The organism is Streptomyces sp. URMC 124, from assembly GCF_051386455.1.
Lineage (GTDB): Bacteria > Actinomycetota > Actinomycetes > Streptomycetales > Streptomycetaceae > Streptomyces.
Genome location: NZ_JBPQTS010000070.1, coordinates 1 through 25,601 on the forward strand (window position 1 = coordinate 1; position 25,601 = coordinate 25,601).

The following is a 25,601-nucleotide window of genomic DNA, read 5'->3' on the forward strand; positions in this document are numbered from 1 at the left end:
CCTCCCGCCCCGCCCTCACCGCCCAGGGCCGCACGTGGACCTACGCCGAACTCGACCGCGCCGTCGACCAGCTGGCCGGGCGGCTGCGCGCGGCCGGCCTGGAGACCGGGGACCGGGTGGGCGTCCTGGCCCCCAAGGGCACCGAGGCGGTCCTCGGCATCTACGCGGCGCTGCGGGCCGGGGCGGTCGTGGCCCCGCTCGACGTGGCCGACCCGCCCGTCCGCACCGCCCACATGGTGCGCGGCGCCGGCATCTCCCTGCTGCTCGCCGCGGACCGCTCGGTGGACGGCTGCCGCCGCGCCGCCGCCGAGGCGGGGGCGGGCCCCGAGCCGGACGAGACCGCTCTCGGCCACGGCCTGCACGCGATGCGCACCCTCGCTGCGGCGGACCGCCCCGCCCCGCTGCCCGCACCCGCCGACCGCGGCGGCTACGTCCTCTTCACCTCCGGCAGCACCGGCCGCCCCAAAGGGGTGCTCCTCTCCCACGCCAACGTCGCCCACTTCGCGCTGTGGGCCGCCGCCGAGCTCGGGCTGACGGAGACCGACCGCGTCGGCTCGCAGGCCGCCCTGACCTTCGACCTCACCACCTTCGACCTGTTCAGCACGGCCGCGGCGGGCGCCTGCGCCGTGCTGATGCCCGACGTCCTGCGGGCCTTCCCGCGCGACGTCGTCGGCTGGCTCCACGAGCAGCGCATCACCGCCTTCTACGCGGTGCCCTCCCTCTACCAGGGCATGCTCGAACAGGGCGGCATCGAGGAGCGCTTCCCGGCGTCGCTGCGCGTCGCGGCCTTCGCGGGCGAGCCCTTCGCCCCGCGCCCCCTGGAGCGCTGCCTGCGGCTCCTGGGCGACGTGCCGCTCTACAACCTCTACGGGCCCACGGAGACCAACGTCTGCACGTACAGCCGGGTGCCCGCCGACTGGACCGCCGACCAGGAGGTCACCATCGGCCGGGCCGTCGACGGCGACGTCGTCGACGTCCTCGGCGAGGACGGCCTGCCCACCGACGGCACCGGCGAGATCCACGTCGCCGGTGCCACCGTCTTCCAGGGGTACCTGCAGGACGGGACCCTCACCGACCCCACGCGCACGGTGCGCTTCCGCGACGGCGTCGCCCGCCGCGCCTACGCCACCGGCGACATCGGCCGCATCACCGCCGACGGCCGCGTGTTCCTGCGCGGCCGCGGCGACACCCAGGTCAAGCGGCGCGGCCACCGCATCGACCTGCTCGACGTCGAGAGCGCCGTGCTCTCGCTGCCCCGCGTCACCGCCGCCGCGGTCGTCGCCAAGGACGGCGCGCACCACGGCGAGATCTGGGCGTACGTCCAGGAGGACGGCACCACCGCCGAGGAGGTCCTCGCCGGCCTGCGCGGGCTCCTGCCGCTGCGCATGCTGCCCGACCGCGTCGTCCCCGCCGCCGCACTGCCCGTCAACGCCCGCGGCAAGGTCGACCGCCGCGCGCTGGCCGCCCGCACCGACGTCACTCCCCACCGAAGGAGCCGATCGTGAACACCGTAGAGGACCTCTGCACCCTGATCAGCAGCAAGATCACCTGGGGCCGCGGCGAGCAGCCCCAGCAGCTCCGCCCCGACACCCCGCTGCTCGAACAGGGCCTGCTGGACTCCCTGTCCATCATGCAGATCGTCGCCGCGCTCGACGCCCAGGCCGGCATCGTGCTGCCGGACACCGAGATCGTCGCCGCCAACTTCCGCAGCCCGCAGGCGCTGTGGAGCGTCCTGGAGGACCTCCGGGAGGGAGTCGCGCGATGAGTGCCGCCGAACAGTTGCTGCGGTCCGGTCCCCCCGGGACCGAGGCCGTGGTGGACGAGTACCGCGACAGGGCCCTGCCCCTGGTGGAGCAGCTGAGCGGCAAGGGCTTCCGCGACCAGTGGGAGGCCTTCGCCGGCCTCGGGGTGCTGCGCCTCGACCCCCCGGAGCCCGGCACCGCGGGGCCCGCGGCAGCCGCCGCCCCCGGGCCCGTCACCCGCTCGCTGGCCATGATCGAAGGCATCGGCCTGGCCGGCGCCGACCCCGGCGTCGTCTACGCCATGGCCTCCCAGGTGTTCGGCATGGAGTACCCGCTGCGCGCCGTGCTCCGCGCCGCCGCCTGGCGGTCCGTCGCCCGCATCCAGGAGGGGCGGGAGCTGCTGTGCCACGCCCTCACCGAACGCAAGGGCGGCAGCGACCCGCTGTCGATGGACACCCGTGCCACGCGCGACGGCGACGGCTACGTGCTGGAGGGCGCCAAGACCTTCATCACCGCCGCCCCCGTCGCCGACCTGGCCCTCGTCTTCGCCCGCACCGAGCAGGGCCGCTCGCCCTTCGCCCTGTCCGCCTTCCTGTTCCCCGTCGCCACCCCGGGCGTGACCCGCGCCGACGCCTTCGCCAAGACCGCGCTGCCCGGCGTACCGATGGGCGAGCTGGTCTTCGACGGCGTACGGCTGGACGCCACGAGCCTCGTCGGCGGCGAGGGCTCGGGCCTGGCGATCCTCTCCTCCACCACCACCTGGGAGCGGGCCCTGCTGCTCGGCTACGCCCTCGGCCCGATGCGCCGCACGCTGCGGCGGCTGACGGACTGGGCGTGCGAGCGCGGCCACTTCGGCCGCCGGATGGGCTCCAGCCACCAAGTCGCCTCCCGCATCAGCGACATGGCCCTCGCCCTGCACCGGTCCCGCACGCTCCTGTACGCCATGGCGGCCCGGCTCGACGCGGGCACGCCCACCCGCCGGCTGTCCGCCGAGGCCGCCCTGACCAAGATCTCCGTCTCCGAGGACTACGTACGGCTGACCGAACACGCCACCGCCCTGTCGGGCGTACGGGCCTTCATCGCCGATTCCGAACTCCCCGCCGATCTGCACAGCCCCATGGCGGCGCTCACTTATGCCGGGCCCAACGACCTGTTGCGCATCGGCGTCGCCCGTGAATTCGGGCTCCCCGTCGAAAACTGATTCGCGAACCGATTCCCGAGCCGGGAATCCGATGTCCGAAAGGCCCCTCATGGCCCTGTCCTTGCCCACCGAGACACCGCCTTCCGCGTGCGACGAACTGCTCGACGTCGCCGGGACGACCGGGGCGGCCCTCGCCCCGCTCGCCGCCGAGGTCGACGCGGGCCGCACCGCAGGCATCCACGAGACGTACCGCATCCTGCGCGAGGCCGGCCTGCTCGGCCTGCTCGTGCCCCGCGAGGCCGGCGGGGCCGGGCTCGGCTTCGCCGCCTACTCCCGCGTGCTCGCCGTGCTCGGCGCCCACAACGGCGCCGCCGCCCTCGGCTTCAACATGCACAACGTCGCGATCGGCTCCCTGTGCGAGTCCGCCGGCACGCCTCTGCCGCCCGCGGCGGAGGCCTTCCGGGCCTGGCTCTTCGACGAGGTGGTCCACGGGCGGAAGCTGTTCGCCTCCGCCACCTCCGAGGCCGGCAGCGGCGCCAAGCTGCGCGGCGTGCGCACCTCCTACCGGCGCACCGAGGACGGCAGTTACGTCATCACCGGCGAGAAGTCCTTCGTCTCACTGGCGGGCGTCGCCGACTACTACGTGGTGGCCGCCCGCGCCGAGGGCACCGACGGCAGCGGCGAGGTGTCGCACTTCGTCGTCGCGGCGGACGACCCCGGCGTGCGCTTCGGGGAGGTGCACAGCCTGTCCGCCATGTACGGCACCAGCACCGCGGGCATGACCCTGGACGCGGTGACCGTGCCGCGCTCCCGGCTCTTCCTCGGCGTCGAGGGCATGTCCCTGTACAAGCTGGTGCGCGAACCCCACTGGATGATCGCCGGGTACACCGGCGCCTACCTGGGCATCGCCGAGGCGATCCTCCGCTTCACCACCGACCACGTGGCCGCCTCGCCCCGGCGGGCGGAGTCGCCGGTGCTGCAGCGCGAGCTCGGCCGGATGTCCGCGCGGCTCGCCGCCGCGCGGGCACTGGTCGCCGAGGCCGGTGCGCGCGTGGACGCCGCGCGCGGCAGCGCCGGGGCCAACGCCGCGGTGCACGCCGCGAAGTACGTCGTCGGCGAGACCGGGCCCGCCCTCGCGCAGGACGCCGTCCGGATCTGCGGTTCGGTGGCCGTGAGCCGGTCGCAGCCGCTGGAGCGGCTGCTGCGCGAGGCGTCCTTCGCCTCCGTGATGCCCGCCAAGCCGGAGGAGTGCCTGGAGTACCTGGGCAAGGCCGCGCTCGGCGTGAACCTGTACGACGCGACCGCCTTCGACTGGTGAGGGCGAACGGACAGCGGCGGCTCGCCGCGGCGGGGGCCCCGGCGGCCCCCGCCCTGCCCGCCGTCCCGCGCACCGCCGTCCCCGCCGTCACGTACGTGCTGTTCGTGGTGATGGCCGGCGGCACCGTGCCCACGCCCGTCTACGCCCTGTACGCGCAGCGGCTGCACCTGTCCCCGCCGGTCGTCGCCCTGGTCTTCGCGGCCTACGCGGTGGGCATCCTGGCCGCCCTGCTGCTCTTCGGCGGCCTGTCGGACAAGATCGGGCGGCGCGCCACGCTCGTCCCGGCGCTCGCCGTGGCCGTGGTGAGCAGCGTCGTCTTCATCGCCCTGCCCACGCTGCCGGGGCTGTTCGCCGGGCGGCTGCTCTCCGGCGTCTCGGTGGGCCTGACGACCGGCGCCGCCACCGCGTACCTCCGAGAACTGCACCCGTCCCCGCCCCGGGCCGCCCTGATCGCCTCGGTGACCAACATGGCGGGGCTCGGCAGCGGGGCGCTGCTGTCGGGCGTCCTCGTGGAGTACGCGCCCTCGCCCGATGTCCTGCCCTACACCGTCCTGATCGCCCTGCTGCTGCCGGGCGCGGCGCTCGTGCTGCTGCCCGAGCGGGGCGCGGCGCCGCGCGGGGGCGGGATCCGCCCGCAGCGGATCGGCGTGCCGCCGGCCGTGCGGCGGCCGTTCACCGCCGCGGCGGTCGCGGTCTTCGCCTCCTTCGCCCTGCTGGGCCTGCTGGCCGCGCTCGCGGGCAACTTCCTCGCGGAAGGGCTGCACCAACACAGCCGGCTCGCCGTCGGCCTGGTGGCCTTCAGCGCCTTCGGTTCCGCGGGGGCGGCCCAGCTCCTCGCGGTACGGCTGGCTCCACGGACCGGCCTGGTCGTGGGCATGACCGCCGTTCCGCTGGGGCTCGCCCTCATCCTGACCGGCCTGTCCGCCGCCTCCCTGCCCGCCTTCCTGTGCGGGTCGGTGCTGGGCGGCGCGGGCGCGGGCACGTCCTTCAAGTCCGGCCTCGCGCTGGTGACGTCCCAGGCCGCGCCCGACCGCGTCTCGGAGCTGGTCTCCGGCTACTTCGTCGCCGCCTACCTGGGCCTGACCGTGCCGGTCGTCGGCGTGGCCGTGCTGCTGGCCGAGGGCACGCTCATGACGGCGGCCGGCGTCTTCGCCGGGGTGGTCACGGTGCTGTGCCTGGGCAGCATCGGCGTCACCGCGGCGCTCGGCAACCGCACACCCACCCGAAGGACCCCGCCATGACCACCGCGCTCTCACCCGTCGGCCCCGACAGCTACCGCGCCCTGATGGCCGCCCACCCCGGCGGGGTCGCCGTGGTCACCACGGACGACGGCCTCGGCACCCCGTACGGCTTCGCCTGCACCGCGTGGTGCGGCGTGTCCCTCGACCCGCCGCTGCTGCTGGTGTGCGCCTCCACCACGGGCAGCACCCTGCCGGTGCTCGCCGGGCGCGGCTGGTTCGCCGTCAACCTCCTGCACGGGGCGGGGCGGCGCGCCGCGGAAGCCTTCGCCCACCGCGACGCCGGCCGCTTCTCGGCCGTCCCCTGGGAACCCTCCCCGGCCACCGGCCTGCCCCTGCTCCCGGAGGACTCCCACACGGCGGCCGAATGCCGCGTCCACCGCCTGGTCCCCGCGGGCGACCACACGCTCGTCATCGGCGAGGTAGTCCGCACACCCCGCATGCCCGCCACGACCGAGTCCCCCCTCCTCTACGGCCACCGCCGCTACGCCACGTGGCCGGCACCGTGACCTCCGACGGCGGCGCGGGGAAAACGGCAGACGACCAGGCCTCGGGGCCCCTCCCCCGGCGAAGCCGGAAGACTCTCCCGCCACGACGGCGAAACACCCTGGCCGAGAGGGCCCGGCGGAATCCGCAACCACCGCCACCCGGGCAGCACCTGCCACCACTGATTCCGCCGGACCCTCGCCGCCGTGGCTGAACACCGCGGCGGCGGAGGGAGGTGGCTGGCCGTCAGGCGCAGAGCGCGGCCCCTTTTCCCGGCGGAGCCGGAAGACCGTCTCGCCGTAACGGCGAGACACCCACGCACAGACCCCCAGGCCCCCTCCCCCGGCGAAACCGGAAAGTCCTGCCGCCGCCACGGCGAGGCACCCCCACCACGAGGGCCCGGCGGAATCCGCAACCACCGCCACCCAGGCAGCACCTGCCACCACTGATTCCGCCGGACCCTCGCCGCCGGGTGCTCAGCCACGGCGGCGGAGTGAGTGGCTGGCCGTCAGGCGCAGAACGCCGGCCCCTCCGCGGTGGGCCGGGGGGCTCTGCCGTCTTGGACGGAACCCGTGCCCCGCTCTCTCCCCCCGGCGGAGCCGGGAAAACCATCCGCCGCCACGGCGAGGCACCCCCACCGCGAGGGCCCGGCGGAATTCGCGACCACCGCCACCCAGGCAGCACCTGCCGCCACCGATTCCGCCGGACCTTCGCCACCGTGGCCGACCACCGCGGCGGCGGAGGGAAGCGGCTGGCCCTCAGGCGTAGAGCGCAGGCCCCCGCGGTGGGGCGGGGAGCTCTGCCCTTGTGGACGGAGACCGCGCCGCTCCCCCCGGCGGAGCCGGGAGAATGGTCCTCCGCGCGAGCGGGACGCGGACGTATCCCGCAACCCAGCCGGACGGCTAGTCCGCGTGGCCGAGTTGGAGGTCGCGTTCCGTGCGGCCTCCGCCCGCGACTTGGAGGACCGTGGCCACCGGCGGGTACCCCGCGGCGATGACGGTGTACTCGCCCGCCGAGAGGTCCACGAAGCGGAAGGACCCGTCGGGCCCGGTCGTGGCGGTGTCGACGACGTTGCCCGCGGCGTCCAGGAGGGTGACGCGGGCGTCCTCGACGAGCCGCCCGCCGCCCGCCCGGACGACGCCGCGCAGGACGGCCCCGCCGGCGAGCTCGATGTCCTGGCGGGTCTCGCGGCAGGACTGGACGGTCACCGGCAGCGCGGCCGGCCGGAAGACGGGCGCGCTGCCCGCGAGGGTGTACTCGCCTGCGACGAGTTCGGTGATGTCGTAGCCGCCGTCGCGCCCGGTGCGGGTGGAGGCGACGACCTCGCCGTGCACATTGGTGAGGGTGACGAGCGCGTCGCGCACGGGCGAGCCGTCGGCGGTGAGCACGGTGCCGGCGAGGCGCCCGGCGCCGCCGAGGACCACGTCGAGTTCGACGGGCCGTTCGCCGACGGTGACGGTGACGGCCTGGGGCTGGTGCCCGCCCGCGGCGGCGATGAGGACGTAGGAGCCGGTGCCGGGGGTGCTCAGGGCGTACCGCCCGTCGTCACCGGTGGCGCCCCGCCCGACCTGCCGGCCCCCGTTGTCGATGAGGGTGAGGGCGGCGCGCGGCACGGTCGTGCCGTCGTGGTGCTGGACGACTCCGGTGACGGGGATGCCCGGCACGAAGGGCGGCGGTTCCTCCTCGGGCGGCGCGGTCCGCGCGGAGGGGATGACGGGGGCTTCGGCGAGGTTTTGGGACACCGGCGTTTTCTCCTTCAGCAGGAAGGCGAGTAAAAGGCCCAGGACGAGGACGGGTACGAGGTACAGGAAGATCTGCGGCACGGCGTCCGCGTACGCGCGCGCGTAACCGCCGCGGAGCCCGGCGGGCAGGACGCGGAGCAGCCGCGGGGTGAGCCAGGGCGCGGCGGGCGGCCCGGCGGCGAGGCGGTGGGCGAGGACCGCGCCGAGGACGGCGACGGCGAGCGCACCGCCGAGCTGCCGCAGCCAGGTCGCCGCGCTGCCGGCGGCGGCGAGGTCGGCCGCCGGCACGGCGTTGCGCACGGCGCGGGCGAGGGCCGGCAGGGCGAGCCCGGTGCCGGCGCCGAGGGCGGCCGTGGCGAGCGCGTAGGCGGGCCAGGTGGTGCCGGTGCCGAGGCGGGAGAGCGCGTACGCACCGGCGGCGGCCGCGGCGCACCCGGCGGCGGCGAAGAGGCGGCACTGTGCGGTGCGCCGGGCGAACCGCCCGCTGAGGAGGGAGCCGAGGACGGCGCCCGCCGTCAGGGGCAGCAGGAGCAGTCCCGCGCGGACGGCGCCTGCGCCGTCGGCCATCTGCAGGAAGGTGGGCAGAGAGCCGACGGCGCCGAAGAGGGCCGCGCCGGTGCCCGCGCCGAGGGCGGCGCAGACGAGGAAGGCGCGGTCGCGCAGGAGCCGGGGCGGGAGGAGGGGGTCGGCGGCGAGGTGCTCGACGACGATGAAGAGCAGCGCGGTGCCGAGGGTGGCCGCGGCGAGGCCGAGAACGGTGCGCGCGTGCCAGGCGGGGGCGGCGACGGCCCGGTCGGCGAGCAGCACGGCGCTGACGGAGAAGGCGGTGAGGAGCAGCGCTCCGAGGGTGTCGAAGCGCGCGCGGTGCGCGGGCCGGGGCAGTCGCAGTCCGAAGGCGACGGCGAGGAGGGCGAGCAGGCCGAGGGGGATGTTGAGGTGGAAGCACCAGCGCCAGGAGGCGTGGTCGGTGAGGAGGCCGCCGAGCGGCGGCCCGGCGAGGGAGGCGAGCCCGAGGACCGCGGTGGCGGCGCCGAGCCGGCGGCCGCGCTCGCGGCGGGGGGTCAGCTCGGCGATGATCGCGTGGACGCCGGTGAGCACGCCGCCGCCGCCGATGCCCTGGAGGGCGCGGAAGGCGATGAGCTGGTCCGTGCTCCGGGCCGCGGCGGCGAGGGCGGAGCCGGCGACGAGGAGGACGACGGCGAAGGCGAAGACGCCCTTGCGGCCGGCGGTCTCGCCGAGCCGGGCGTGCAGGGGGACGGCGACGGCGGAGCCGAGGAGGTAGGCGGTGATGATCCAGGTGGCCCGGCCGGCGCCGTGGAGGTCGCCGGCGATCGCGGGGAGGGCGGTGGCGACGACGGTCTGGTCGAGCGCGGCGAGGAACAGCGCGAGCAGCAGACCGGCGAGGACGACGCCCAACCGCCCGAACCCCCCACCGGCCGCGCGGGGGCGGCCTCGGGTGCGAGCGGGGCGGGCACCGGCCCGTCGCTCTGTACCAAAGTGGTCCCACCCACGTGCCGCTCCCCTCGTAGCACCCTGCTATCGCCGCCCTTTTCTCGCATTTCGCGATAACGGCGGGCAACCGAGAGGATTGACCCGAGAGGCCGTCAGTGTGGCTTTTGCGCCGGTCGGAGGCATACGAGGGCCCCACGCGCCGCTGGGGAAACCACCCGAAACGGTGAAGCCCGGACCGCGTCCGGTCCGGGCTTCCACCGACGTGCCGCGCGGCGGCACCGCGCCTGCGCGCCGCCTACTTCGCGGTCTCCGCGGCCAGCTTGTCGAGCACAGCGTCGTAGATGCGGCCGAGCCCCTTGGGGGCGAAGGCGCGCTCGAAGAAGCCGCCGATGCCGCCGGCGCCGTTCCACACGGTGCTGACGACGACGCGGGCCTTGCCCTCGCCGGCCGGGGTGACGGTCCAGGTGGTGACCATGGAGGAGTTGCGGTCCTTCTCGACCAGCTGCCCGGTGGTGGGCTCGGAGACCTCCAGCAGGCAGTCGCGGACGCGCTTGCTGGTGGCCTGGAGCTTCCAGTGGACGAGGGTGCCCTCGCCGTCCCCGCCCTCGCGCACCTCGTACTCGCTGAAGTGCTCGGGCAGCAGCTTGGCCCGGGTGCCGGTGTAGTCCGCCAGCGCGTCGAACACCTCCTCCGGGTCCGCCGCGATGATCCGCTCCGTCGTGGCCTCGACCTGGCCCATGGCTGCCTCCGGGACTTGTGTAAACGCTGTGCGTGCCGTACCTGCTTCGCGGCACAGCCAACCACCAACGCCACATCCCCCCAAATCCGGGCCCCCTCGCCGCACGCGAACGAATGTTCTAATCTCGACGGGAGGGATCGAACATCCGACCGAACGATGCGAAGGAGGTGCCATGCGCTGGTCCAACCTGGGCGGCGAGGGCGCCGACGACGGCCCGGGCGCGCTCTTCGGCACCGACGTGGTGACGCGCACCCTCGACACCCCCGAGTTCCGCGGGGTCACCTTCCACGAGGCCCGGGCGAAATCGATCGTCAACCGGGTGCCGGGCGCCTCCCGGATGCCCTTCGAGTGGACGGTGAACCCCTACCGTGGCTGCACCCACGCGTGCCCGTAGTGGATCGTCTCACAACGAAGCCACGGCCCGTCAGATCCGCCCAAGGGAAAAGCCGGAAGCCCCGCCCGCACGCCTCGCAGTGAGGGCACGGACGGGGCTTGGCCACGACTGCCTACGGCTGGTTCTTGCTCTCGTCCCGCACGCAGTCAAGGCAGACCCATCCCTTGCGGACCACGAGCTGAGTCCGCTCCTTCGGGTGCTTGCCGCACCACTCGGAGGGTCCGGACTGGTCGGGTAGATCGCGCTTGATCAGCATGCCGATCCGGGCCCGGTTGCTCAGTGGCTCGTCCGGGAATGGGGTGTCACTCATCAGTCATCGTCGCCTTCCTGCGTGTCCGGCTCCGGCTCCGACGCGGTGACGATCTCCTCTTCGAAGACGTCGTACCCGTTGACTTCATCCTTGCCACCCATGATGGGACTCCATTCGTCGGGTGTTGCGGGAACCCGCCGGGCTGCTGACCTTCGTACGCCCATCACTGGGGCGACCGGGCGGGGGTCTGGAGCCTGCGCCTGCACCAGGGAGGGGCCCTCTCGGAGGTGAGGGGCAGGCAGGCTAGGAAGCGTCAGTCATCACGAGCGGTCTTCCACTTGGTGGGGTCCTCGTTGTTCCCCTGCCCCTCGTTGATGTCGTGCTCGATGCCGTCGCCCTCTTCCTGGTCGGCAGGATGCCCCGGGCCGCTTTGCCAACCACCCATAGGTGCCTCATCCTCTTCGTAGTTCCATCAGGAACCCCGTCCGGACGCTGGACGCCACATCTGATGCCCGGACGGGGGCTTGGAGCCCGCCCCTGCACCGGGCAAGAGCCCTCGCGGGGGGGAGGGGCAGCCAGTGGAAGGGCAGGCGGTTCTAGGGGGCGCTGCCGCTGACGCGGCGTGCAGAGCCCTGCGAGGCGTTCGGTAGCGGCGAGAAGGGCGGCGGCTTCAGCGTTCGCCTGCCGCAGTTCCTCTATGCGCTCGTCAACCGCCACCTTCAGCGCGTCTCGGAACTCCGGCGTGCGGTACACGGCCGGATCGTCGACCGGTACCAGGGAATCAGGTACTGGCGACGCGGAAACGGCAGACCCATCCGGACTGACCACCAGGGTCGGGCGTGCGTCGTCAGCCTCGGTGAGGTGCTCGATCACGCGTCCGCCCCGATCCGTGTGCGGTCTTGCGATGCCGTGCGATTCGGGCACGCACCAAGATCACCCCCATTTCGTCGCGACCTTCTTCGGCCTCCCGAAGATCGGCATCCAGGGCGACGCAGTCACGGCACGGGGGCGGCGAGGGCGGGCGAGGCGTCATCCACTGCCCGCCGCAGTGCGACAGGGCTACGCCCACGGGAGTTGGCATCAGTCCACGCTCCGCGGACCGAGCCCGAGCGCCTTGCGTTCGTCGTTGGTCGCGAGACGCAATCGGTCCATACTGCGAACCGTCCACCGGCCTCCGCTCCCGTCAACCGGCGCGATCGTGTAGCTGTCATCCGTGCGCGGCTGCATCACGCCCATGCGTCCGGTGCCTCTGTCCACGACCAGGGCGCCGGCGCGATAGCCGGTCCACAGCGCCGCCCCCACCTTCCGTGTCACGAGTGCTCCCGGTACTGACAGCCGATCGACACGGCAGGCAGCAGCGGCGAGAAAGGGTGCACACCAGCCGCCGCGTCGGCAAGCGTCCTCCGTCGCGCCCTGTCAGCGTGAGTACGCCTCACGTCACGCTGCATGGGGCGCTCAGCTCCGGTCTGCGGGTTGATGGCCACGCCGACTCCCTGAGTCCGTCGAGTAGGTCTGAACGACCGTAGGACTCAGGGGAGTTCAGCGTCACGAGCGTTTCGTAGCAGCTTGCCGCCCCGGCGTTGATGACCCACACGCAGCGCAGCAGAAGCCCACCCGGCAGGAGCCCAACTACTGCGGAACACGGTAGTTAGGCCGTGACCCCCAATAGCGACATCATCCGACGCATCTCACCGGTGAGAGTCCGCTTGCGCTTCCGGGCAATGCGTTCCATCACATCCGTGGCAGTCCGCTGATGCCGAAGCCATTCACCGTTCACATACTCGATGGACGTCAACCGCTCCATCGCGCTCTCGTGGTCTCCGATTTTCGAATAAGCGGTTGCTACTGTCAGGCGGTGTCGGTTCCATTCTTTATCGGTTTCAGGGACCCCGAGAGCCTTCATTGACCTGTCGGACAGCGGTGCACGCCCTGCCGATTCCTCGATCACGCGGTACGGGTCACCACCTTCTTTGATCAGCTCGTCTTCAAGCCCCTTCATTGCGGCGACCTTGAGATCGAACCGCCCGTACCGGTGTCGCGCATTAGCGGACTTTGTCCCGAGTGCAGATGCGGCAGAGGCTGCGATACGTCGGGCATCTGTTGCGTGATCTTCTCGATTGTTCCGCACGGCTGCGGCTGCGGCCTGGAGTGCCAACCAGCCCCAGACTGCAAGATGTTCAGGGGCGGCTTTCGAAATGCGGGGCTCGATGTGGTCTGCCGTTTCGACGGCCAAGTTTTCCGCGTCATCGAAACGGCCTTGCCGTAGCAGCAGCCACGACATGATGACGATTGCGTATGCTGCCGTGTTCGTATCGTTTACCTCTTGCGCGTCACGGATGGATCCGGACAAGGCGTGGTAGGCAAGGTCGTATTGCCGAACCTGTGTCAGGTATCGGCCGCCCAGCAAGTAGGCTTCAGCGCGCACTGAAAGCGCCTTTTCGTGTTCACTGCCATGATCATAGTAGGACACGGCAGAATTGGAATCACTGATGATCTGAGGCAACGTGGTTGCTACAGATCCAAATTTGTCCGAGTCATAGGCTGCAGACCCCCGCCGTACCAAATCAAGGAGGGCCGCTAGGCCCGGCTCTTGCTCGGGAGTGTCCACTACTGGGGCTGCGAAGCCAATAGCGGGCGTGAGGGCATTTCGCAGTTCAACGAGGCCGACCTTTGTCGGGTCCTCTTCGCGGACGGGAGCGGGAGTGTCGGACGCCATCAACTGTGACGTCTTTACATGCAAGGCGCGGGCGAGCAGATGCAGGGTCTCGATGCGGACGTTTCCACCCTGCTCCAGTTTGGCGACTGTGGATGGCGCGACTCCAGCGGCAAGGGCCAAGGCTTCCTGAGTGAGTCCCGCCGTGCGCCGGTGCTTCTTGACGTTCTCCCCGAGTTCCTTCGACATACTTCCCTGCCTAGAGCCGTGGTTGATGCCTTGCCGCCACGGTACGCCCGACGCGGGGAGGTCGGGCAGCGAAGAGTCACCCGTCTCTCCGTACGCGCTGGTCGAAGGTGCCTGGAACCAGCGAAAGCCCCCACACCCGCCACCCTGGTGAGGGCGACGAGCGCGGGGGCTTTGTGGTTCGTCAGCCGACCAGGACGTTGACCAGGCGGGCGGCGGCCTTGCCTCCGAACAATGCGAGGCCGCAGTAGAAGTCGATGCGCGTTCGGTAGACGGGCTTGTCGTGGGACTCGCCGAGGTCGGTGGCCTGGACTCCACCGTTGGTCAGCCCGGACACCCCGGCGTCAGCCTCCGTGGAACCGAAGCGGACCGCGTAAATGTCGCCGGTCTGCTTCCCGCCCGTACCCGCAGTGAGCGGCAGGACGTCGGTTCCGTCCAGCTTCTGCCCGGCGTCCAGGAGCGGCACGCCCTTCCACGTAGTGGTGCGCTTGCCCGCGATCTCCTCTCGCAGGAGCTCGCCGCCGCCCAGCCGGCGAAACCCGGACTCGACCTTCGCCCGGAGAGCGGCGTTCATGTAGAGCGCGCCGTTGGTGCCACTGATGCCGCGTACCTGCGCGGTCAGCGCGTCCAGAGTGTCAAAGAAATCATGGCCGTTGGCGACCGGGCCAACGCCCTTCGCATCCAGCACCTGCCCGCCGAACAGCCGCTTGCGCAGGCCGTCAAAACCCTTCGGGTTGACCTCGACGTCGCCGTTGAAGAACTGGTCGGCGAAGTGCACCGATGCGGCCTTGACCTTGAGCATGGCCTGTACGGCCCGCTGGTCGTTGAGATTGCCGCGAGTCTGGACGATGAACTTGTCCACGTCCGCGTCGCCGCCAAGGATGGCAAGGGTTTCGATCCGCTGGTTCAGTGTTCCCGTGCTCTCGGGGTAGGCCTCGTTCACGGCCCGGAAGGAAACCCCAGGAAGAGTCGACTCCTCGTTGTACCTGTAGGCGTTCCCTGCGATCGGTATCAGCGGCAGCCTGTCCAGGATCGGGGACTCCTGTACAAACGTTTCAATCACGCCGCGCTGCAGCATGTCAGAAGAAAGCTTCGCAGATTCGGCAAGAGTAAGGGCCATGAGTTTCTCCTTGGTTCGATGTGAAACAGTTCCTGCGGTTCAGTCCCAGATTCCCGAGTCGTCATCCCCGTCGTCCGGCGGGTGGATACTGGCGCGGGCGCTCGGCGACAGCCCCAACTCTCGGATATAGCGAGCAAGTTGAGTGCGGTACTGGCCTGCGATCGTGGCGGCCCCGTTCTTCACGGTGCCCCGCTCGGCGGTGACCATAAGCCCGCGCTCGGAGAGGTCTCGTTCGGCCTGGTCGATGCGCGCGACGCACACACATAGATCCTTGACCGTGGCGTGATCCACGTCGCCGATACCGGCAGACACTTCTAGGACAGGGACAACGCGCCGCCACTCTATTGACGAAACCTCACGGCACCGAGTGTTCGCCGATTCAACGGCGGGATCCGGTGAAGTCTTGAAAACCTCAGACCAATCCGGCTCGGCGAGAATCGCGCGTGGCACGATCACCCCTTCTCTGATAGGGGTCTTCGATGGGTTTCCTTCGCGTGCCCGCTGAATTGCGGGTTTGGGTCTATATCTGTCTGCCATGCATTCTCCTGTCGCGAAAATGAGCCTGTGTGAAGGCTTTGAAGGCTCCCGAATTCTGCTTCAGCTCCGGCGCGAGTCTTTTACCTCCCTGCCGCTCTCCTGCGGGAAGGGGTGGGGGCCGTCCCCTGGCCAGAACGGCGGACGTTCGGACGCCTCACGCCTCGATCGCGCCTCAGCAGTCCAACCGCCCGGCTGACGCTTCGCCGTCTCCCGGTTGTGGCAGTCGACGCACAGCGGACGAAGGTGCTTCGCCGTATCAGGATCCGCTTCGCCCCGAGCGATCAACTCGCGTCGGCTCAGCGGGAAATGATCAGCAACCTGTGCCGCTCGTCCGCACAGCACGCACCAGGGGTGGGTGTACAGGAAGGCTCGCCGGCGACGCTGCCAACGTGTGTCATAGACAGCACCCCGCGAGGCACGGTCTCGCTCGGCCTCACGCTGGTGCCGCTCGCAGCGTCCGCCGGCCCGGGTCAGCTCGGGGCACCCGGGGGTACTGCACGGGGGGCGGGGTCTTCGAGGCGTGGGGTACCTCCGAACAAGGGGCGGAGTAAGGCGGCGCAGGCGCTACTTTCTGTAAGGGTGCTGCCCGCGGCCCCGGTAGACTCTCTGTGTCAGCTCTGAAGGGGGTGCGATGAAGCACGAGACCGCCGACCTGCTGGTCGTAGAGATGGCGGCTGGTTCAGGCAAGTCAACGGCGGCCCTGGCAGCTGTTCGACGGTTGATGGACGACGTCCGAGGGCGGCAAGCACCACGGATGTACCTGGTAGGCCGCACTGATCAGATCTCCCCCGATCTCCTCCTGCAGGATGAGTGTCACAGGTACGGAGTCGGCAGCGGCAAAACAGCGGCCTTTCTCCGTTTTTGGGAAGAGCTGTCAGGGGCCAGCACTAATGGCCACACCCTCCGCGCCGCTGGGGAAGACCTGCGTAATGCAATCACCCCAGCCGAAAGACGCACTGCCGCTCGAAGGTTCCTTGAAGCGCTAGCAGACCTGATGCGAAGTCTATTGTGCTTCCTTGCACGGTTTCTCCTGCTCCTGTTGTCCCGCTCGGTCAGCCGAACTAATGTTGAAGAGGCATCCGACTGGAAACCTGAACCAATCGATGCATCACCACAGATCGCGCCCAGAGGGCCGAACCCCGCCTTCCCCGTGACCACCTATCAGGGCGGGCGCCGTCGCAGTGCGCTGGGGAGCGCCGTACTAGCTGCCTGAGTGACCCGCCGACTGTTCATGGTCGGAAGGCTCATCAGCCGTGTTCAACCTGCCGGAAAATGCCCCTTGGGGCGCCGTGCTGTTCGTAGTCGCACTTGTCATCATCGTTGCGGGGGTCACAGCCCTCGCGCGCACCCTGTGGCCCCAGAACTCCCGAGACCGGAAGGAGCTGTGGCTGGAGCGGTGGCGCCGCAGGCAGTAACCCGCAAACGGCCGTCGTGCACCTGGTAGTGCGTCTCGCAGCGTCCTCGATGCGTTCCGGGCTCGGTGCAGTCGATACAGCACATGGCGCCTCCTCTTCGTGTGCATGGTCATGTCGAGTTGAAACCTGGCGAAGATGAGGAGCTTCATGAAGCTGGTCGTCTTCGTCAGGTTTCGCTCTGCTGTTGGGCACCTGCCTCCTACTGGTACGTGGAGGGCAGACCTATCCCACGGCAGAGCCGTCGGCGAGTCGACTATGCCTGCCTTTATGTGATTAGTAGGGACCGACAAATTCCCGAACCGGTCACCGTGGCTGCAGCGCCCGAAGCGGTCTCGTCGCGCTCCACTTCCAGGCTCTGTAGAGACGGACAGATTCCTGCCGGGGGTTGCTCCCTGGTGGTTCAGTGCCGTTTGAGGTAGCGATCTCTCTTCTTCTCTATTTTTCTATGTGTTCTAAAAAAGTGGTGGTAACCACCACTCCAACACCAGCCCGCTGTTGAGTGGCCTTGGCCTGCGCTCGGGGCCCGTGGAAAGGTAGGGAAGCTCTGTAAGCCCATCTGCAGGCGAGGTCAATCCCTCGGGGTGGGTGCACGGTAATCCCGCTCTCGGAAGTAGTGGAGAGCAAGCCTTGCCGATGCCGCCGCGAAGCGGGCTCAGCCAACCTGACTCCGGTCTTAGTGGAGAGCAACCCTTGCCTCCCACATGGGGGACTGGCCTTTCTTCCGGGCTGTAGTGGAGAGCAAGCCTTGCCCGAAGCAGACGACCGGTGGTGCGGTGCCACTTGAGGTCCCGTTCTCTCTTCTTGTTAGGTTTTTTATGTGTTTCTAAAAAAGTGGTGTAAACCGTCACTCCGTCTCCCTCGGCCCGCTGCAGGGCAGTCCCTGCCCGTCCCGGGAGCTGGGAAGAGTGCCGAGGGTCGTGTACGCCTACGTGCGAGCGCGAAAGCCCCGGCCAGCAGAAGCCCACCCGGGGCGAGCGTCAGAGCCGTAGAGGGCTGCTACGTGGCCGCCGCAACGGCAACTGGCCGGGCGGGGGCGCAGCCTCGGATCGCTCCTCCGCGGCGACGTCATCGCAGAGCGGCAGCCACCAGCCAGCGCCTCTGTGAGGCGTGTGCGGCCCCCGGAAAGGCGAACGGCCCGTCGCCGAGGAATCCCCAGCAACGGGCCGTGAACAGCGCTCAGATGGGCTTACAAGCCCTCTTCCCTCGCGATCGCCTCAAGTGCGGCTGCTGCAGGATCCTCGGGTTCGATACGAGCGCGTTCCCCCACAGGCAGACGCTTACCGCCCGCAGGTTCCACCCGGACCACGAGCCCCGCGTTAGCCAGCAGTGCGGCCCGTGCGCTGAGTGTCGATGACTCCCACACGTCCCCGAACGTACGGCCCGTGTCGCGGGTCTCCCAATGCGGTTCGGTCTCCGGGATCGTCTCCAGCACGTCACGGCGTGCAAGCAGTGCCGACATCCGGTCCCGGTACTCTTCCTCGTCCTCAGAGCCCCGGTAGAGCCCTGCCTCCCGATCCGCGCGCATGGCCTTGATCGCAGACGCGACTGCCGACCGTTCCTGGCGGTTGTCACTACCGGGGTGCCATACGTTCTCGATCACCCGCATACGGCCGTAGACGGTCGTCATGTGCTCGTTCACCCACGTGTCAAGGTCGTCAACCCGGATGAACGGCGCGGGCTTGTGGCGCTGCTCGTTGGGCCGCGAGCACTTGAGCCCCTTGTGCCCGTGCGCAACGGTCTGAGTCAGGCGCGCCTCGCAAACGCCGCATCGCGTGACTCCCTGCAACCAGTACGCGTCATGGCGCTGCGTGCGGGTGACCTCCATGGTGTCGAGGGCCGCTTGCACCGTTTCCCACTCCTCCCACGTGAGCACCGGTTCCCAGACGACAAGCGGCAACCCGTCCGGTCCGGTCTCCGGTCGGTCGTTCTTGCCCATCCGGTAGCCCAACTGCACCTGATTGCGGAGGATCGCCCGCACCGCGTTGCCGCGCCAATAGGTGTCCCGCACCTCATGGCCGCCCGCACGCTTCGCCGTGGCCCCTTGCTGCCGCGACGTGGGCACCTTGTCCTCATTCAGTTCCCGCGCGATTGCCGATGCAGAGTGCCCTGCGACCACCCGCGCAGCCATGCGCCGTATGGTTTCGACCGCTTCCGCATCGCGCACCAGAACCCGCCCCTTGCCGGACGGGTGAGGCGCGGGCGTGAGCCCGTACGGGAAGCGGCCCCCGACGAACTTGTTGGACTCCAGCCCCTTGCGGCGCGCGTCCATCGAACGCTCACGGATCATGGCGCGCTCCAGCTTTGCGAACACAGCGATGATCTCCGCCATGGCAACGCCCATCGGAGAGGAAAGGTCGAGCGGTTCAGTGCAGCTCACCAGGGCGACCCCGGCCACCTTGCACCGCTCCATAAGCTCAGCGAACGCCAGAGTGGACCGGGACAGACGGTCCAGTTTGTAGAAGACGATGGCGTCCACCTCGTCCAGCCTGGCCAGCATCTTGGACATGGCCGGACGGTCTTCCGGGTCCGTCGCGCCGCTTACCCCCTCGTCGGCGAAGTCGTCCACGATCTTCCACCCGCGCCGGTCGCACTCAGCGGCGCAGTGCTCACCTTGCCGCTCGATGCTGGTGGTGCGCTCCGTCACCCGGGAGATGCGGCGATATGTGAAGACCCTCATGGAGTCCATAGGATCATGCCCCTTACCTGCGACGATCGGTAAGGACACCGGTCAGCGTCACCCGTTGTGACTCCAACCTCTGCGAGTGCGTGTACTGCTTCGCCCGCAAGACCCACGGCTACCTGGACCTGGACACCGGCCTCGGCTTCGACACCCAGATCGTCGTCAAGGTCAACGCCCCCGAGGCGCTCCGCCGCGAGCTGGCCGCCCCGCGCTGGCGCGGCGAGCACATCGCCATGGGCACCAACGTCGACTGCTACCAGCGGGCCGAGGGCCGCTACCGCCTGATGCCCGGCATCATCTCCGCCCTGCGCGAGCGCGCGAACCCCTTCTCGATCCTCACCAAGGGGACGCTGATCCTGCGCGACCTGGAGCTGCTGCGCGAGGCCGCCGCGGTCACCGACGTCGGGGTGTCGGTCTCCGTCGGCTTCCTCGACCGCGAGCTGTGGCGCACGGTCGAGCCCGGCACGCCCTCCCCCGAGCGCAGGCTCGACGCCGTCCGGACGCTCACCGGGCACGGCATCGCCTGCGGGGTGCTGATGGCGCCGGTCATCCCCTTCCTCGGCGACTCCCCCGAGCAGCTGCGGGCGACGGTGCGCGCGGTCGCCGCCTCCGGTGCCACCTCGGTCACCCCGCTCGTGCTGCACCTGCGCCCCGGCGCCCGCGAGTGGTTCACGGCCTGGCTGGCCCGCCACCACCCGCACCTGGTGCGGCGCTACGAGACGATGTACGCGGACGGCGCCTACGCCCCGAAGTGGTACCAGCGGCGCATCACCCGGCAAGTCCACGAATACGCCACCGAGTTCGGCATAGGCCCCACGGCCCCCGGAGAGCACCGCCGCATCCCCGCCCCGCCGGCACCGCACCCGGATCCGGCCACGGGCACCGCACAGGCGACCCAGCTGACCCTGCTGTGAAGCCTGAAGCCCACCGGTCCGGTGGGCGGCCGTGGCGCGCCGGCCTCATCCCACCGGTCACATGAGCCGCTCCAGCGCCTCCTGCGCCGCGGCTCGTAGCCTTTCGTGTCCGCGGGCCGCGACCAGGGCGTCCTCCGCGCGCCGGTCCCCCAGGGCGCCCAGGCCCTCCACGCAGGCGCGGGCTATGGGCCAGCAGTGGTCGCGGGCCGCCAGCAGCCGTTCGAGCGTGGACAGCAGGGCCGGGACGGACTCGGGGGCGCGCAGTTCGGTCAGCAGGCGGACGGGGTGCAGGGCGTAGGCGGTGCGCAGCGGGTTGGTGGCGAGGGCCGCGGCCGCGCGGGCGGTGCGGGGGTCGCCGAGGCGGGCCAGGACGAAGGCGGCGGTGGCGCAGCGCACCGGCTCGCGGTAATTGAGGAGCAGGATCAGGGTCTCGAAGGCCCGCCGGTCGCCCTCCGCCCCCAGGACGAAGGCGGCGATCTCGCGGGCCCACAGCGGCTGTTCGGGGGCGAGCAGGATCTCGGCGAGCTCGTCGCGCCGCGCGCGCCGGGCGGGCGGCCCGCCGTCGCGGGAGCGGACGAGCGCGAGGAGCCGCTCGAACTCCGAGAACTCGGCCGACGTGCCCAGTTCGGCCCGCACCCGTTTCACCAGCGCACGGAATTCCTCTTCTGCCCTCTCGGCTCCTGTCACTGCCCGCTTCTCCTCCCCGAGTGGCCTGCGCCACATCGTAAGTCGCCGGCCCCGCCCCTGGCGCTCTTGGTTACCCGTGAGTTAATCTCCCGGCAAGAGCGGCACCCCCGCTCGGGCGGCCTGGTGACGCAGCCGCCCGCTGCTTTCGACGTCGGTTCGTCGGTTCGGCCCGTCGAGTACGGCACGGCCCCGGGACAGGGCCTGCCGGTCGTACAACTCCCCTTCCGTGGTCGCCCCTTACCCGTACCCGGAAATCCCGCACCCGGAAATTCCCGCAGCCGCCGCGGCCCGCCGGGCCGCCCGCCTGCACCGGCAACCGACCGATGCATCCCCGCGCCCGGGGAACACCTTCTGGAGTCTCGCGATGGACCGTACGTCCACCCCTGAGCCGTCCCTCTCCTCCCCCTCCCCCCTGCGGACCGTGGCCGTCGTCGGCCTCGGCACCATGGGCACCGGCATCGCCGAAGTCCTCGTCCGGGCCGGCCGCGAGGTCACCGGCATCGACGTCTCCGAGACCGCGGCGGCGCACGCCGTCCGGGCCCTGGAGCACGCCACCGCCCGCGCGGTGCGCCGCGAGCGCATCACGGAGGACGAGCGGCGGGCGGCGCTCGCCCGCTTCCGCACGGCCACGGATCTGAAGGCCGCGGCCGGCGCGGACCTGGTGATCGAGGTCGTGCCCGAGGACTACGCCGTCAAGCACGAGGTGTTCACCGCCCTGGACGCGATCGTGCGCCCGGAGGCGATCCTGGCGACGGGCACCAACGCCCTGTCCGTGACCCGGCTGGCCGCCGACTCGGCCCGGCCCGAGCGGGTCCTCGGCATGCACTTCTTCAACCCGGCGCCGGCGATGAAGCTGGTCGAGGTCGTCTCCTCGGTGCTCACGGCGCCCGCCGCGGTCGCGGCCGTCACCGAGCTGGCGCGGGAGCTGGGCAAGGAGCCCGTCGCGGTCGGCGACCGGCCCGGCTTCGTCGCCGACGGGCTGCTGTTCGGCTACCTCAACCAGGCCGCCGCGATGTACGAGGCGCGCTACGCCACCCGCGAGGACATCGACGCCGCGATGCGGCTGGGCTGCGGGTTGCCGATGGGCCCGCTCGCCCTGCTCGACCTGATCGGGATCGACACCGCGCGCACGGTCCTGGAGGCCATGTACGCCGCCTCCCACGACCGGCTGCACGCTCCGGCGCCCGTCCTCGGCCAGCTGGCGGAGGCGGGCCTGACCGGCCGCAAGGCGGGCCGCGGCTTCTACACCTACGACGGGCCGGACTCGGCCGTGGTGGTGCCCGACGCGCAGACGCCGGGCGCGGGCGGCGGCGGGACCGCGGCGGCGCGCGAGGTGCGGGCGGTCGGCGTGGCCGGGTCGGGCACGATGGCAAGCGGCATCGCCGAGGTCTTCGCCAAGGCCGGCTACCGCGTCGTGCTCGCGGCGCGCTCGCAGGAGAAGGCCGAGGCCGCCCGGGCGCGGGTGGCGAAGTCGCTCGCGCGCTCGGTGGAGAAGGGCCGGATCACGGCGGCGGAGCGGGAGGCGGCGCTGGCGGCCGTCGAGCCGGCCGGGTCGCTGGACGCCCTCGCCGACGTCGACCTGGCGATCGAGGCGGTGGCGGAGGACCTGGCGGTCAAGCAGCAGCTGTTCGCCACGCTGGACAAGATCTGCAAGCCGGGCGCGGTGCTGGCCACGACCACCTCCTCGCTGCCGGTCGTCGCCTGCGCCCGCGCCACCTCGCGCCCGCAGGACGTCATCGGGATGCACTTCTTCAACCCGGCGCCGGCGATGAAGCTGGTCGAGGTGGTCCGCACGGTCCTGACCGCGGAGGACGTGCACGCGACGGTCCGCGCGGTCTGCGCGACGGTGCGCAAGCACGCCGTGGACTGCGGCGACCGGGCCGGGTTCATCGTCAACGCCCTGCTGTTCCCGTACCTGAACAACGCCGTGAAGATGGTGCAGGAGCACTACGCGAGCCCGGACGACATCGACGCGGCCATGAAGCTCGGCGGCGGCTATCCGATGGGCCCCTTCGAGCTGCTGGACGTCGTGGGTCTGGACGTCTCCCTGGCCATCGAGAGGGTCCTGCACCGCGAGTTCCGCGACCCGGGGCTCGCTCCGGCGCCCCTGCTGGAGCACCTGGTGGCGGCGGGCTGCCTGGGCCGCAAGACGGGCCGCGGCTTCCGCGAGTATGCGAAGGCCTGACGGGACCGCGCGCGAGCGTGACGTGGGCTGGGGCGGACTGCTCGAACCGGCGGACGGTCCGCCCCGGCACGCCCGTACGGACGCGTGTTACGTTCCCCACATGCCCCAGCCCGCCAAGGCCGTCCGCACCCCGCGCACGGCCGGAGAAGTACCCCGCGAGACCAGAGACCCGCACCCCGACACCGAGAGCGCCGGCAGCCGCCGCGCCGCCGCCCAGCGGCTCACCATGCGCCGCAAACTCGCCGCGGCCGCGATGGAGTTGTTCGCGACGAAGGGCTACCAGGCGACGACCGTCGACGAGATCGCCGCCGCGGCCGGCGTCGCCCGCCGCACGTTCTTCCGCCACTTCCGCTCCAAGGAAGAGGCCATCTTCCCCGACCACGACGACACCCTGGTCCGGGCCGCGGGGGTGCTGGACGCGGCCCCGCCGCACGAGAACCCCCTGGACACCGTCTGCCGGGGCATCAAGGAGGTCATGCGGATGTACGCGGCCTCCCCCGCCGTCTCCGTGGAGCGCTACCACCTGACCCGCGAGGTGCCGGCCCTGCGCGAGCGCGAGATCGCCTCCGTGGCCCGTTACGAGCGGCTCTTCACCCGCTACCTCCTCGGCCACTTCGACGAGGGCGCCCACCACGTGGGCGACGACGACCCGCTGCTCGCCGAGGTCGCCGCCTCGGCCGTCGTCACCGCGCACAACCACGTGCTGCGCCGCTGGCTGCGCGGCGGCGGCCGGGGCGACGTGGAGGCCCAGCTCGACCACGCCTTCGCGATCGTGCGGGAGACCTTCGGCACGGGCATCGGGGCCGGGCGCGCCCGGGCGGAGGACGGCCCGGCCGCCTCGGCGCGGGCGGAGGGCGAGGTGCTGGTGACGGTGGCCCGGACGGACGCGCCGCTGGACGAGGTCATGCGGGCGATCGAGAAGGCGCTCAAGAAGAAGTAGACATAACCGCTCATTTATCAACGAAGGCCGCCCCTCGGGGCGGCCTTCGTTGCTCATACGTGCCTTCCAGATGACATCTGAGAGAAATTGTTGGCACCGAGTGTCTTGTCGTGTGGCACGCCGTGCCATTACGTTGTGCGTGTCCGGGCGGCCGGCGCGCAGACACCACTCGTCGTGCGCCGGCTGTCCCCACAAGAACGTTGTGCGCCCGGACGCCTGCGTCACAGGCATTCCCAGCGCGCCCACCGGCGCCGCATCACCCGCACCAGGCACCGCCCCGCACCACCGCCGAACCGACGGCACCGCCTCTGCTCCACCCCTCTGCACCACCCCCGACGTTCCCTCAAGCCGTTTCCCGACGTGCTTCGCCGGAGGCAATACCGTGAACCAGATACTCGACGCGATCCTCGCGCAGGACACCACGTCCGAGGACTTCGCAGCCCTGACCGTCCCCGAGTCCTACCGCGCGGTGACCGTGCACAAGGACGAGGCCGGCATGTTCGAGGGGCTGACCACCCGCGAGAAGGACCCGCGCAAGTCGCTGCACGTCGAGGAGGTGCCGGTGCCCGAACTCGGGCCCGGCGAGGCGCTCGTGGCCGTCATGGCCAGCTCGGTGAACTACAACTCCGTCTGGACCTCGATCTTCGAGCCGCTGTCCACCTTCGGCTTCCTGGAGCGCTACGGCAAGCTCTCCCCGCTGGCCAAGCGGCACGATCTGCCGTACCACGTCATCGGCTCCGACCTCGCGGGCGTCGTCCTGCGCACCGGCCCCGGCGTCAACGCCTGGAAGCCCGGCGACGAGGTCGTCGCCCACTGCCTGTCGGTGGAGCTGGAGTCCGCCGACGGCCACGACGACACGATGCTCGACCCCGAGCAGCGCATCTGGGGCTTCGAGACCAACTTCGGCGGCCTCGCCGAGATCGCGCTGGTGAAGTCCAACCAGCTGATGCCCAAGCCGCGCCACCTCAGCTGGGAGGAGGCGGCGGCCCCGGGCCTGGTCAACTCCACCGCCTACCGCCAGCTGGTCTCCCGCAACGGCGCCGGCATGAAGCAGGGCGACAACGTCCTGATCTGGGGCGCGAGCGGCGGACTCGGCTCGTACGCCACCCAGTTCGCGCTCGCGGGCGGCGCCAACCCCATCTGCGTGGTGTCCAGCGACAAGAAGGCGGATATCTGCCGCGCCATGGGCGCCGAGGCGATCATCGACCGCTCGGCCGAGGGCTACAAGTTCTGGAAGGACGAGCACGAGCAGGACCCGCGCGAGTGGAAGCGCTTCGGCAAGCGCATCCGCGAGCTGACCGGCGGCGAGGACGTCGACATCGTCTTCGAGCACCCCGGCCGCGAGACCTTCGGCGCCTCGGTCTACGTCACGCGCAAGGGCGGCACGATCGTCACCTGCGCCTCCACCTCCGGCTTCAACCACGAGTACGACAACCGCTACCTGTGGATGTCGCTGAAGCGGATCGTCGGCTCGCACTTCGCCAACTACCGCGAGGCGTGGGAGGCCAACCGCCTCATCGCCAAGGGCAAGATCCACCCCACGCTGTCGAAGACGTACCGCCTGGAGGACACCGGGCAGGCCGCGTACGACGTGCACCGCAACCTCCACCAGGGCAAGGTCGGCGTGCTCGCGCTGGCTCCCGAGGAGGGCATGGGAGTCCGCGACGAGGAGATGCGGGCGAAGCACATCGACGCCATCAACCGCTTCCGGAACGTGTGAGC

20 protein-coding genes and 1 pseudogene are annotated in these 25,601 nt (G+C 70.9%); 11 read left to right on the plus strand and 10 right to left on the minus strand.

The genetic code is table 11. The annotated features are described in order from the left end of the window. From ACSNOG_RS16620 to ACSNOG_RS16645, 6 genes are all read left to right on the plus strand, one after another. Positions 1-1,505 (plus strand): amino acid adenylation domain-containing protein (locus ACSNOG_RS16620; RefSeq protein WP_436753410.1); only part of this gene is annotated, 1,505 nt, incomplete at its 5' end. Then, a complete protein-coding gene (locus ACSNOG_RS16625) occupies positions 1,502-1,765 on the plus strand; it encodes an acyl carrier protein (protein ID WP_436753411.1) in 264 nt (87 codons plus the stop codon). The genes ACSNOG_RS16620 and ACSNOG_RS16625, both read left to right, overlap by 4 nt. After that, a complete protein-coding gene (locus ACSNOG_RS16630) occupies positions 1,762-2,943 on the plus strand; it encodes an acyl-CoA dehydrogenase family protein (protein ID WP_436753412.1) in 1,182 nt (393 codons plus the stop codon). Before ACSNOG_RS16625 ends, ACSNOG_RS16630 begins: the two co-directional genes overlap by 4 nt. 31 nt (positions 2,944-2,974) lie before the next feature. Continuing rightward, on the plus strand, positions 2,975-4,201 hold the full coding sequence (locus ACSNOG_RS16635) for an acyl-CoA dehydrogenase family protein (protein WP_436753413.1): 1,227 nt from the start codon (positions 2,975-2,977) through the stop codon (positions 4,199-4,201). After that, positions 4,198-5,442 (plus strand): MFS transporter, encoded by a 1,245-nt coding sequence (locus ACSNOG_RS16640; RefSeq protein ID WP_436753414.1) that lies wholly within the window; start codon positions 4,198-4,200, stop codon positions 5,440-5,442. Before ACSNOG_RS16635 ends, ACSNOG_RS16640 begins: the two co-directional genes overlap by 4 nt. After that, a complete protein-coding gene (locus ACSNOG_RS16645) occupies positions 5,439-5,948 on the plus strand; it encodes a flavin reductase family protein (protein WP_436753415.1) in 510 nt (169 codons plus the stop codon). The genes ACSNOG_RS16640 and ACSNOG_RS16645 overlap by 4 nt, the downstream gene beginning before the upstream one ends. 879 nt (positions 5,949-6,827) lie before the next feature. Here ACSNOG_RS16645 and ACSNOG_RS16650 read toward each other — a convergent pair. Together ACSNOG_RS16650 and ACSNOG_RS16655 are read right to left on the minus strand one after the other, a co-directional pair. Continuing rightward, positions 6,828-9,083, minus strand: coding sequence for an MFS transporter (locus ACSNOG_RS16650; protein WP_436753416.1), 2,256 nt, complete (start codon positions 9,081-9,083; stop codon positions 6,828-6,830). A gap of 331 nt (positions 9,084-9,414) precedes the next feature. Further along, positions 9,415-9,858 (minus strand): SRPBCC family protein, encoded by a 444-nt coding sequence (locus ACSNOG_RS16655; protein WP_436753417.1) that lies wholly within the window; start codon positions 9,856-9,858, stop codon positions 9,415-9,417. Positions 9,859-10,030: 172 nt separating this feature from the next. Between ACSNOG_RS16655 and ACSNOG_RS16660 the strand changes: the two are divergent. Further along, positions 10,031-10,246, plus strand: a pseudogene (locus ACSNOG_RS16660) (Rv2578c family radical SAM protein); the annotation flags it as partial. A gap of 118 nt (positions 10,247-10,364) precedes the next feature. Here the strand turns inward: ACSNOG_RS16660 and ACSNOG_RS16665 are convergent. The 7 genes from ACSNOG_RS16665 to ACSNOG_RS16695 all read right to left on the minus strand — a co-directional run bounded on the left by ACSNOG_RS16665 (position 10,365) and on the right by ACSNOG_RS16695 (position 19,150). Further along, complete coding sequence (locus tag ACSNOG_RS16665; RefSeq protein ID WP_436753418.1) at positions 10,365-10,562, minus strand: hypothetical protein; 198 nt, start codon at positions 10,560-10,562, stop codon at positions 10,365-10,367. A 253-nt stretch (positions 10,563-10,815) separates the two neighbouring features. Next, positions 10,816-10,947, minus strand: coding sequence for a hypothetical protein (locus ACSNOG_RS16670; protein ID WP_436753419.1), 132 nt, complete (start codon positions 10,945-10,947; stop codon positions 10,816-10,818). A gap of 635 nt (positions 10,948-11,582) precedes the next feature. Continuing rightward, positions 11,583-11,816 carry a hypothetical protein gene (locus ACSNOG_RS16675; RefSeq protein ID WP_436753420.1) on the minus strand — a complete coding sequence of 78 codons (234 nt, stop codon included), beginning with the start codon at positions 11,814-11,816 and terminating at the stop codon, positions 11,583-11,585. A gap of 334 nt (positions 11,817-12,150) precedes the next feature. Beyond that, positions 12,151-13,404, minus strand: coding sequence for a helix-turn-helix domain-containing protein (locus tag ACSNOG_RS16680; RefSeq protein ID WP_436753421.1), 1,254 nt, complete (start codon positions 13,402-13,404; stop codon positions 12,151-12,153). A 181-nt stretch (positions 13,405-13,585) separates the two neighbouring features. Beyond that, positions 13,586-14,521, minus strand: a complete 936-nt coding sequence (locus ACSNOG_RS16685; protein ID WP_436753422.1) for a major capsid protein — start codon at positions 14,519-14,521, stop codon at positions 13,586-13,588. Between the two features lie 39 nt (positions 14,522-14,560). Beyond that, entirely contained in the window at positions 14,561-15,058 is a 498-nt protein-coding gene (locus ACSNOG_RS16690; protein WP_436753423.1) for a phage terminase small subunit P27 family, read from the minus strand. 2,601 nt (positions 15,059-17,659) lie between these two features. Further along, positions 17,660-19,150, minus strand: coding sequence for a recombinase family protein (locus tag ACSNOG_RS16695; RefSeq protein ID WP_436753424.1), 1,491 nt, complete (start codon positions 19,148-19,150; stop codon positions 17,660-17,662). Positions 19,151-19,176: 26 nt separating this feature from the next. Here ACSNOG_RS16695 and ACSNOG_RS16700 point away from each other — a divergent pair, with 26 nt between their 5' ends. After that, a complete protein-coding gene (locus ACSNOG_RS16700) occupies positions 19,177-20,067 on the plus strand; it encodes a radical SAM protein (RefSeq protein ID WP_436753436.1) in 891 nt (296 codons plus the stop codon). 57 nt (positions 20,068-20,124) lie between these two features. Here ACSNOG_RS16700 and ACSNOG_RS16705 read toward each other — a convergent pair whose 3' ends face one another. Next, positions 20,125-20,754 (minus strand): HEAT repeat domain-containing protein, encoded by a 630-nt coding sequence (locus ACSNOG_RS16705; protein WP_436753425.1) that lies wholly within the window; start codon positions 20,752-20,754, stop codon positions 20,125-20,127. A gap of 364 nt (positions 20,755-21,118) precedes the next feature. On the opposite strand from ACSNOG_RS16705, the gene ACSNOG_RS16710 reads away from it, so the two are divergent. The 3 genes from ACSNOG_RS16710 (at position 21,119) to ccrA (ending at position 25,599) form a co-directional block, all read left to right on the plus strand. Next, a complete protein-coding gene (locus tag ACSNOG_RS16710; RefSeq protein WP_436753426.1) occupies positions 21,119-22,939 on the plus strand; it encodes a 3-hydroxyacyl-CoA dehydrogenase family protein in 1,821 nt (606 codons plus the stop codon). A 100-nt stretch (positions 22,940-23,039) separates the two neighbouring features. Then, positions 23,040-23,879 (plus strand): TetR family transcriptional regulator, encoded by an 840-nt coding sequence (locus ACSNOG_RS16715; RefSeq protein WP_436753427.1) that lies wholly within the window; start codon positions 23,040-23,042, stop codon positions 23,877-23,879. 382 nt (positions 23,880-24,261) lie between these two features. Continuing rightward, on the plus strand, positions 24,262-25,599 hold the full coding sequence (ccrA, locus tag ACSNOG_RS16720) for a crotonyl-CoA carboxylase/reductase (RefSeq protein ID WP_436753428.1): 1,338 nt from the start codon (positions 24,262-24,264) through the stop codon (positions 25,597-25,599). Positions 25,600-25,601: the final 2 nt, after the last annotated feature.

Coding starts and splice junctions, on each gene's coding strand:
- ACSNOG_RS16630 (WP_436753412.1), top strand. CDS start 1,762: ATGAGTGCCGCCGAACAGTTGCTGCGGTCCGGTCCCCCCGGGACCGAG.
- ACSNOG_RS16635 (WP_436753413.1), top strand. CDS start 2,975: ATGTCCGAAAGGCCCCTCATGGCCCTGTCCTTGCCCACCGAGACACCG.
- ACSNOG_RS16645 (WP_436753415.1), top strand. CDS start 5,439: ATGACCACCGCGCTCTCACCCGTCGGCCCCGACAGCTACCGCGCCCTG.
- ACSNOG_RS16655 (WP_436753417.1), bottom strand. CDS start 9,858: ATGGGCCAGGTCGAGGCCACGACGGAGCGGATCATCGCGGCGGACCCG.
- ACSNOG_RS16665 (WP_436753418.1), bottom strand. CDS start 10,562: ATGAGTGACACCCCATTCCCGGACGAGCCACTGAGCAACCGGGCCCGG.
- ACSNOG_RS16670 (WP_436753419.1), bottom strand. CDS start 10,947: ATGGGTGGTTGGCAAAGCGGCCCGGGGCATCCTGCCGACCAGGAAGAG.
- ACSNOG_RS16680 (WP_436753421.1), bottom strand. CDS start 13,404: ATGTCGAAGGAACTCGGGGAGAACGTCAAGAAGCACCGGCGCACGGCG.
- ACSNOG_RS16685 (WP_436753422.1), bottom strand. CDS start 14,521: ATGGCCCTTACTCTTGCCGAATCTGCGAAGCTTTCTTCTGACATGCTG.
- ACSNOG_RS16690 (WP_436753423.1), bottom strand. CDS start 15,058: ATGGCAGACAGATATAGACCCAAACCCGCAATTCAGCGGGCACGCGAA.
- ACSNOG_RS16695 (WP_436753424.1), bottom strand. CDS start 19,150: ATGAGGGTCTTCACATATCGCCGCATCTCCCGGGTGACGGAGCGCACC.
- ACSNOG_RS16710 (WP_436753426.1), top strand. CDS start 21,119: ATGGACCGTACGTCCACCCCTGAGCCGTCCCTCTCCTCCCCCTCCCCC.
- ACSNOG_RS16715 (WP_436753427.1), top strand. CDS start 23,040: ATGCCCCAGCCCGCCAAGGCCGTCCGCACCCCGCGCACGGCCGGAGAA.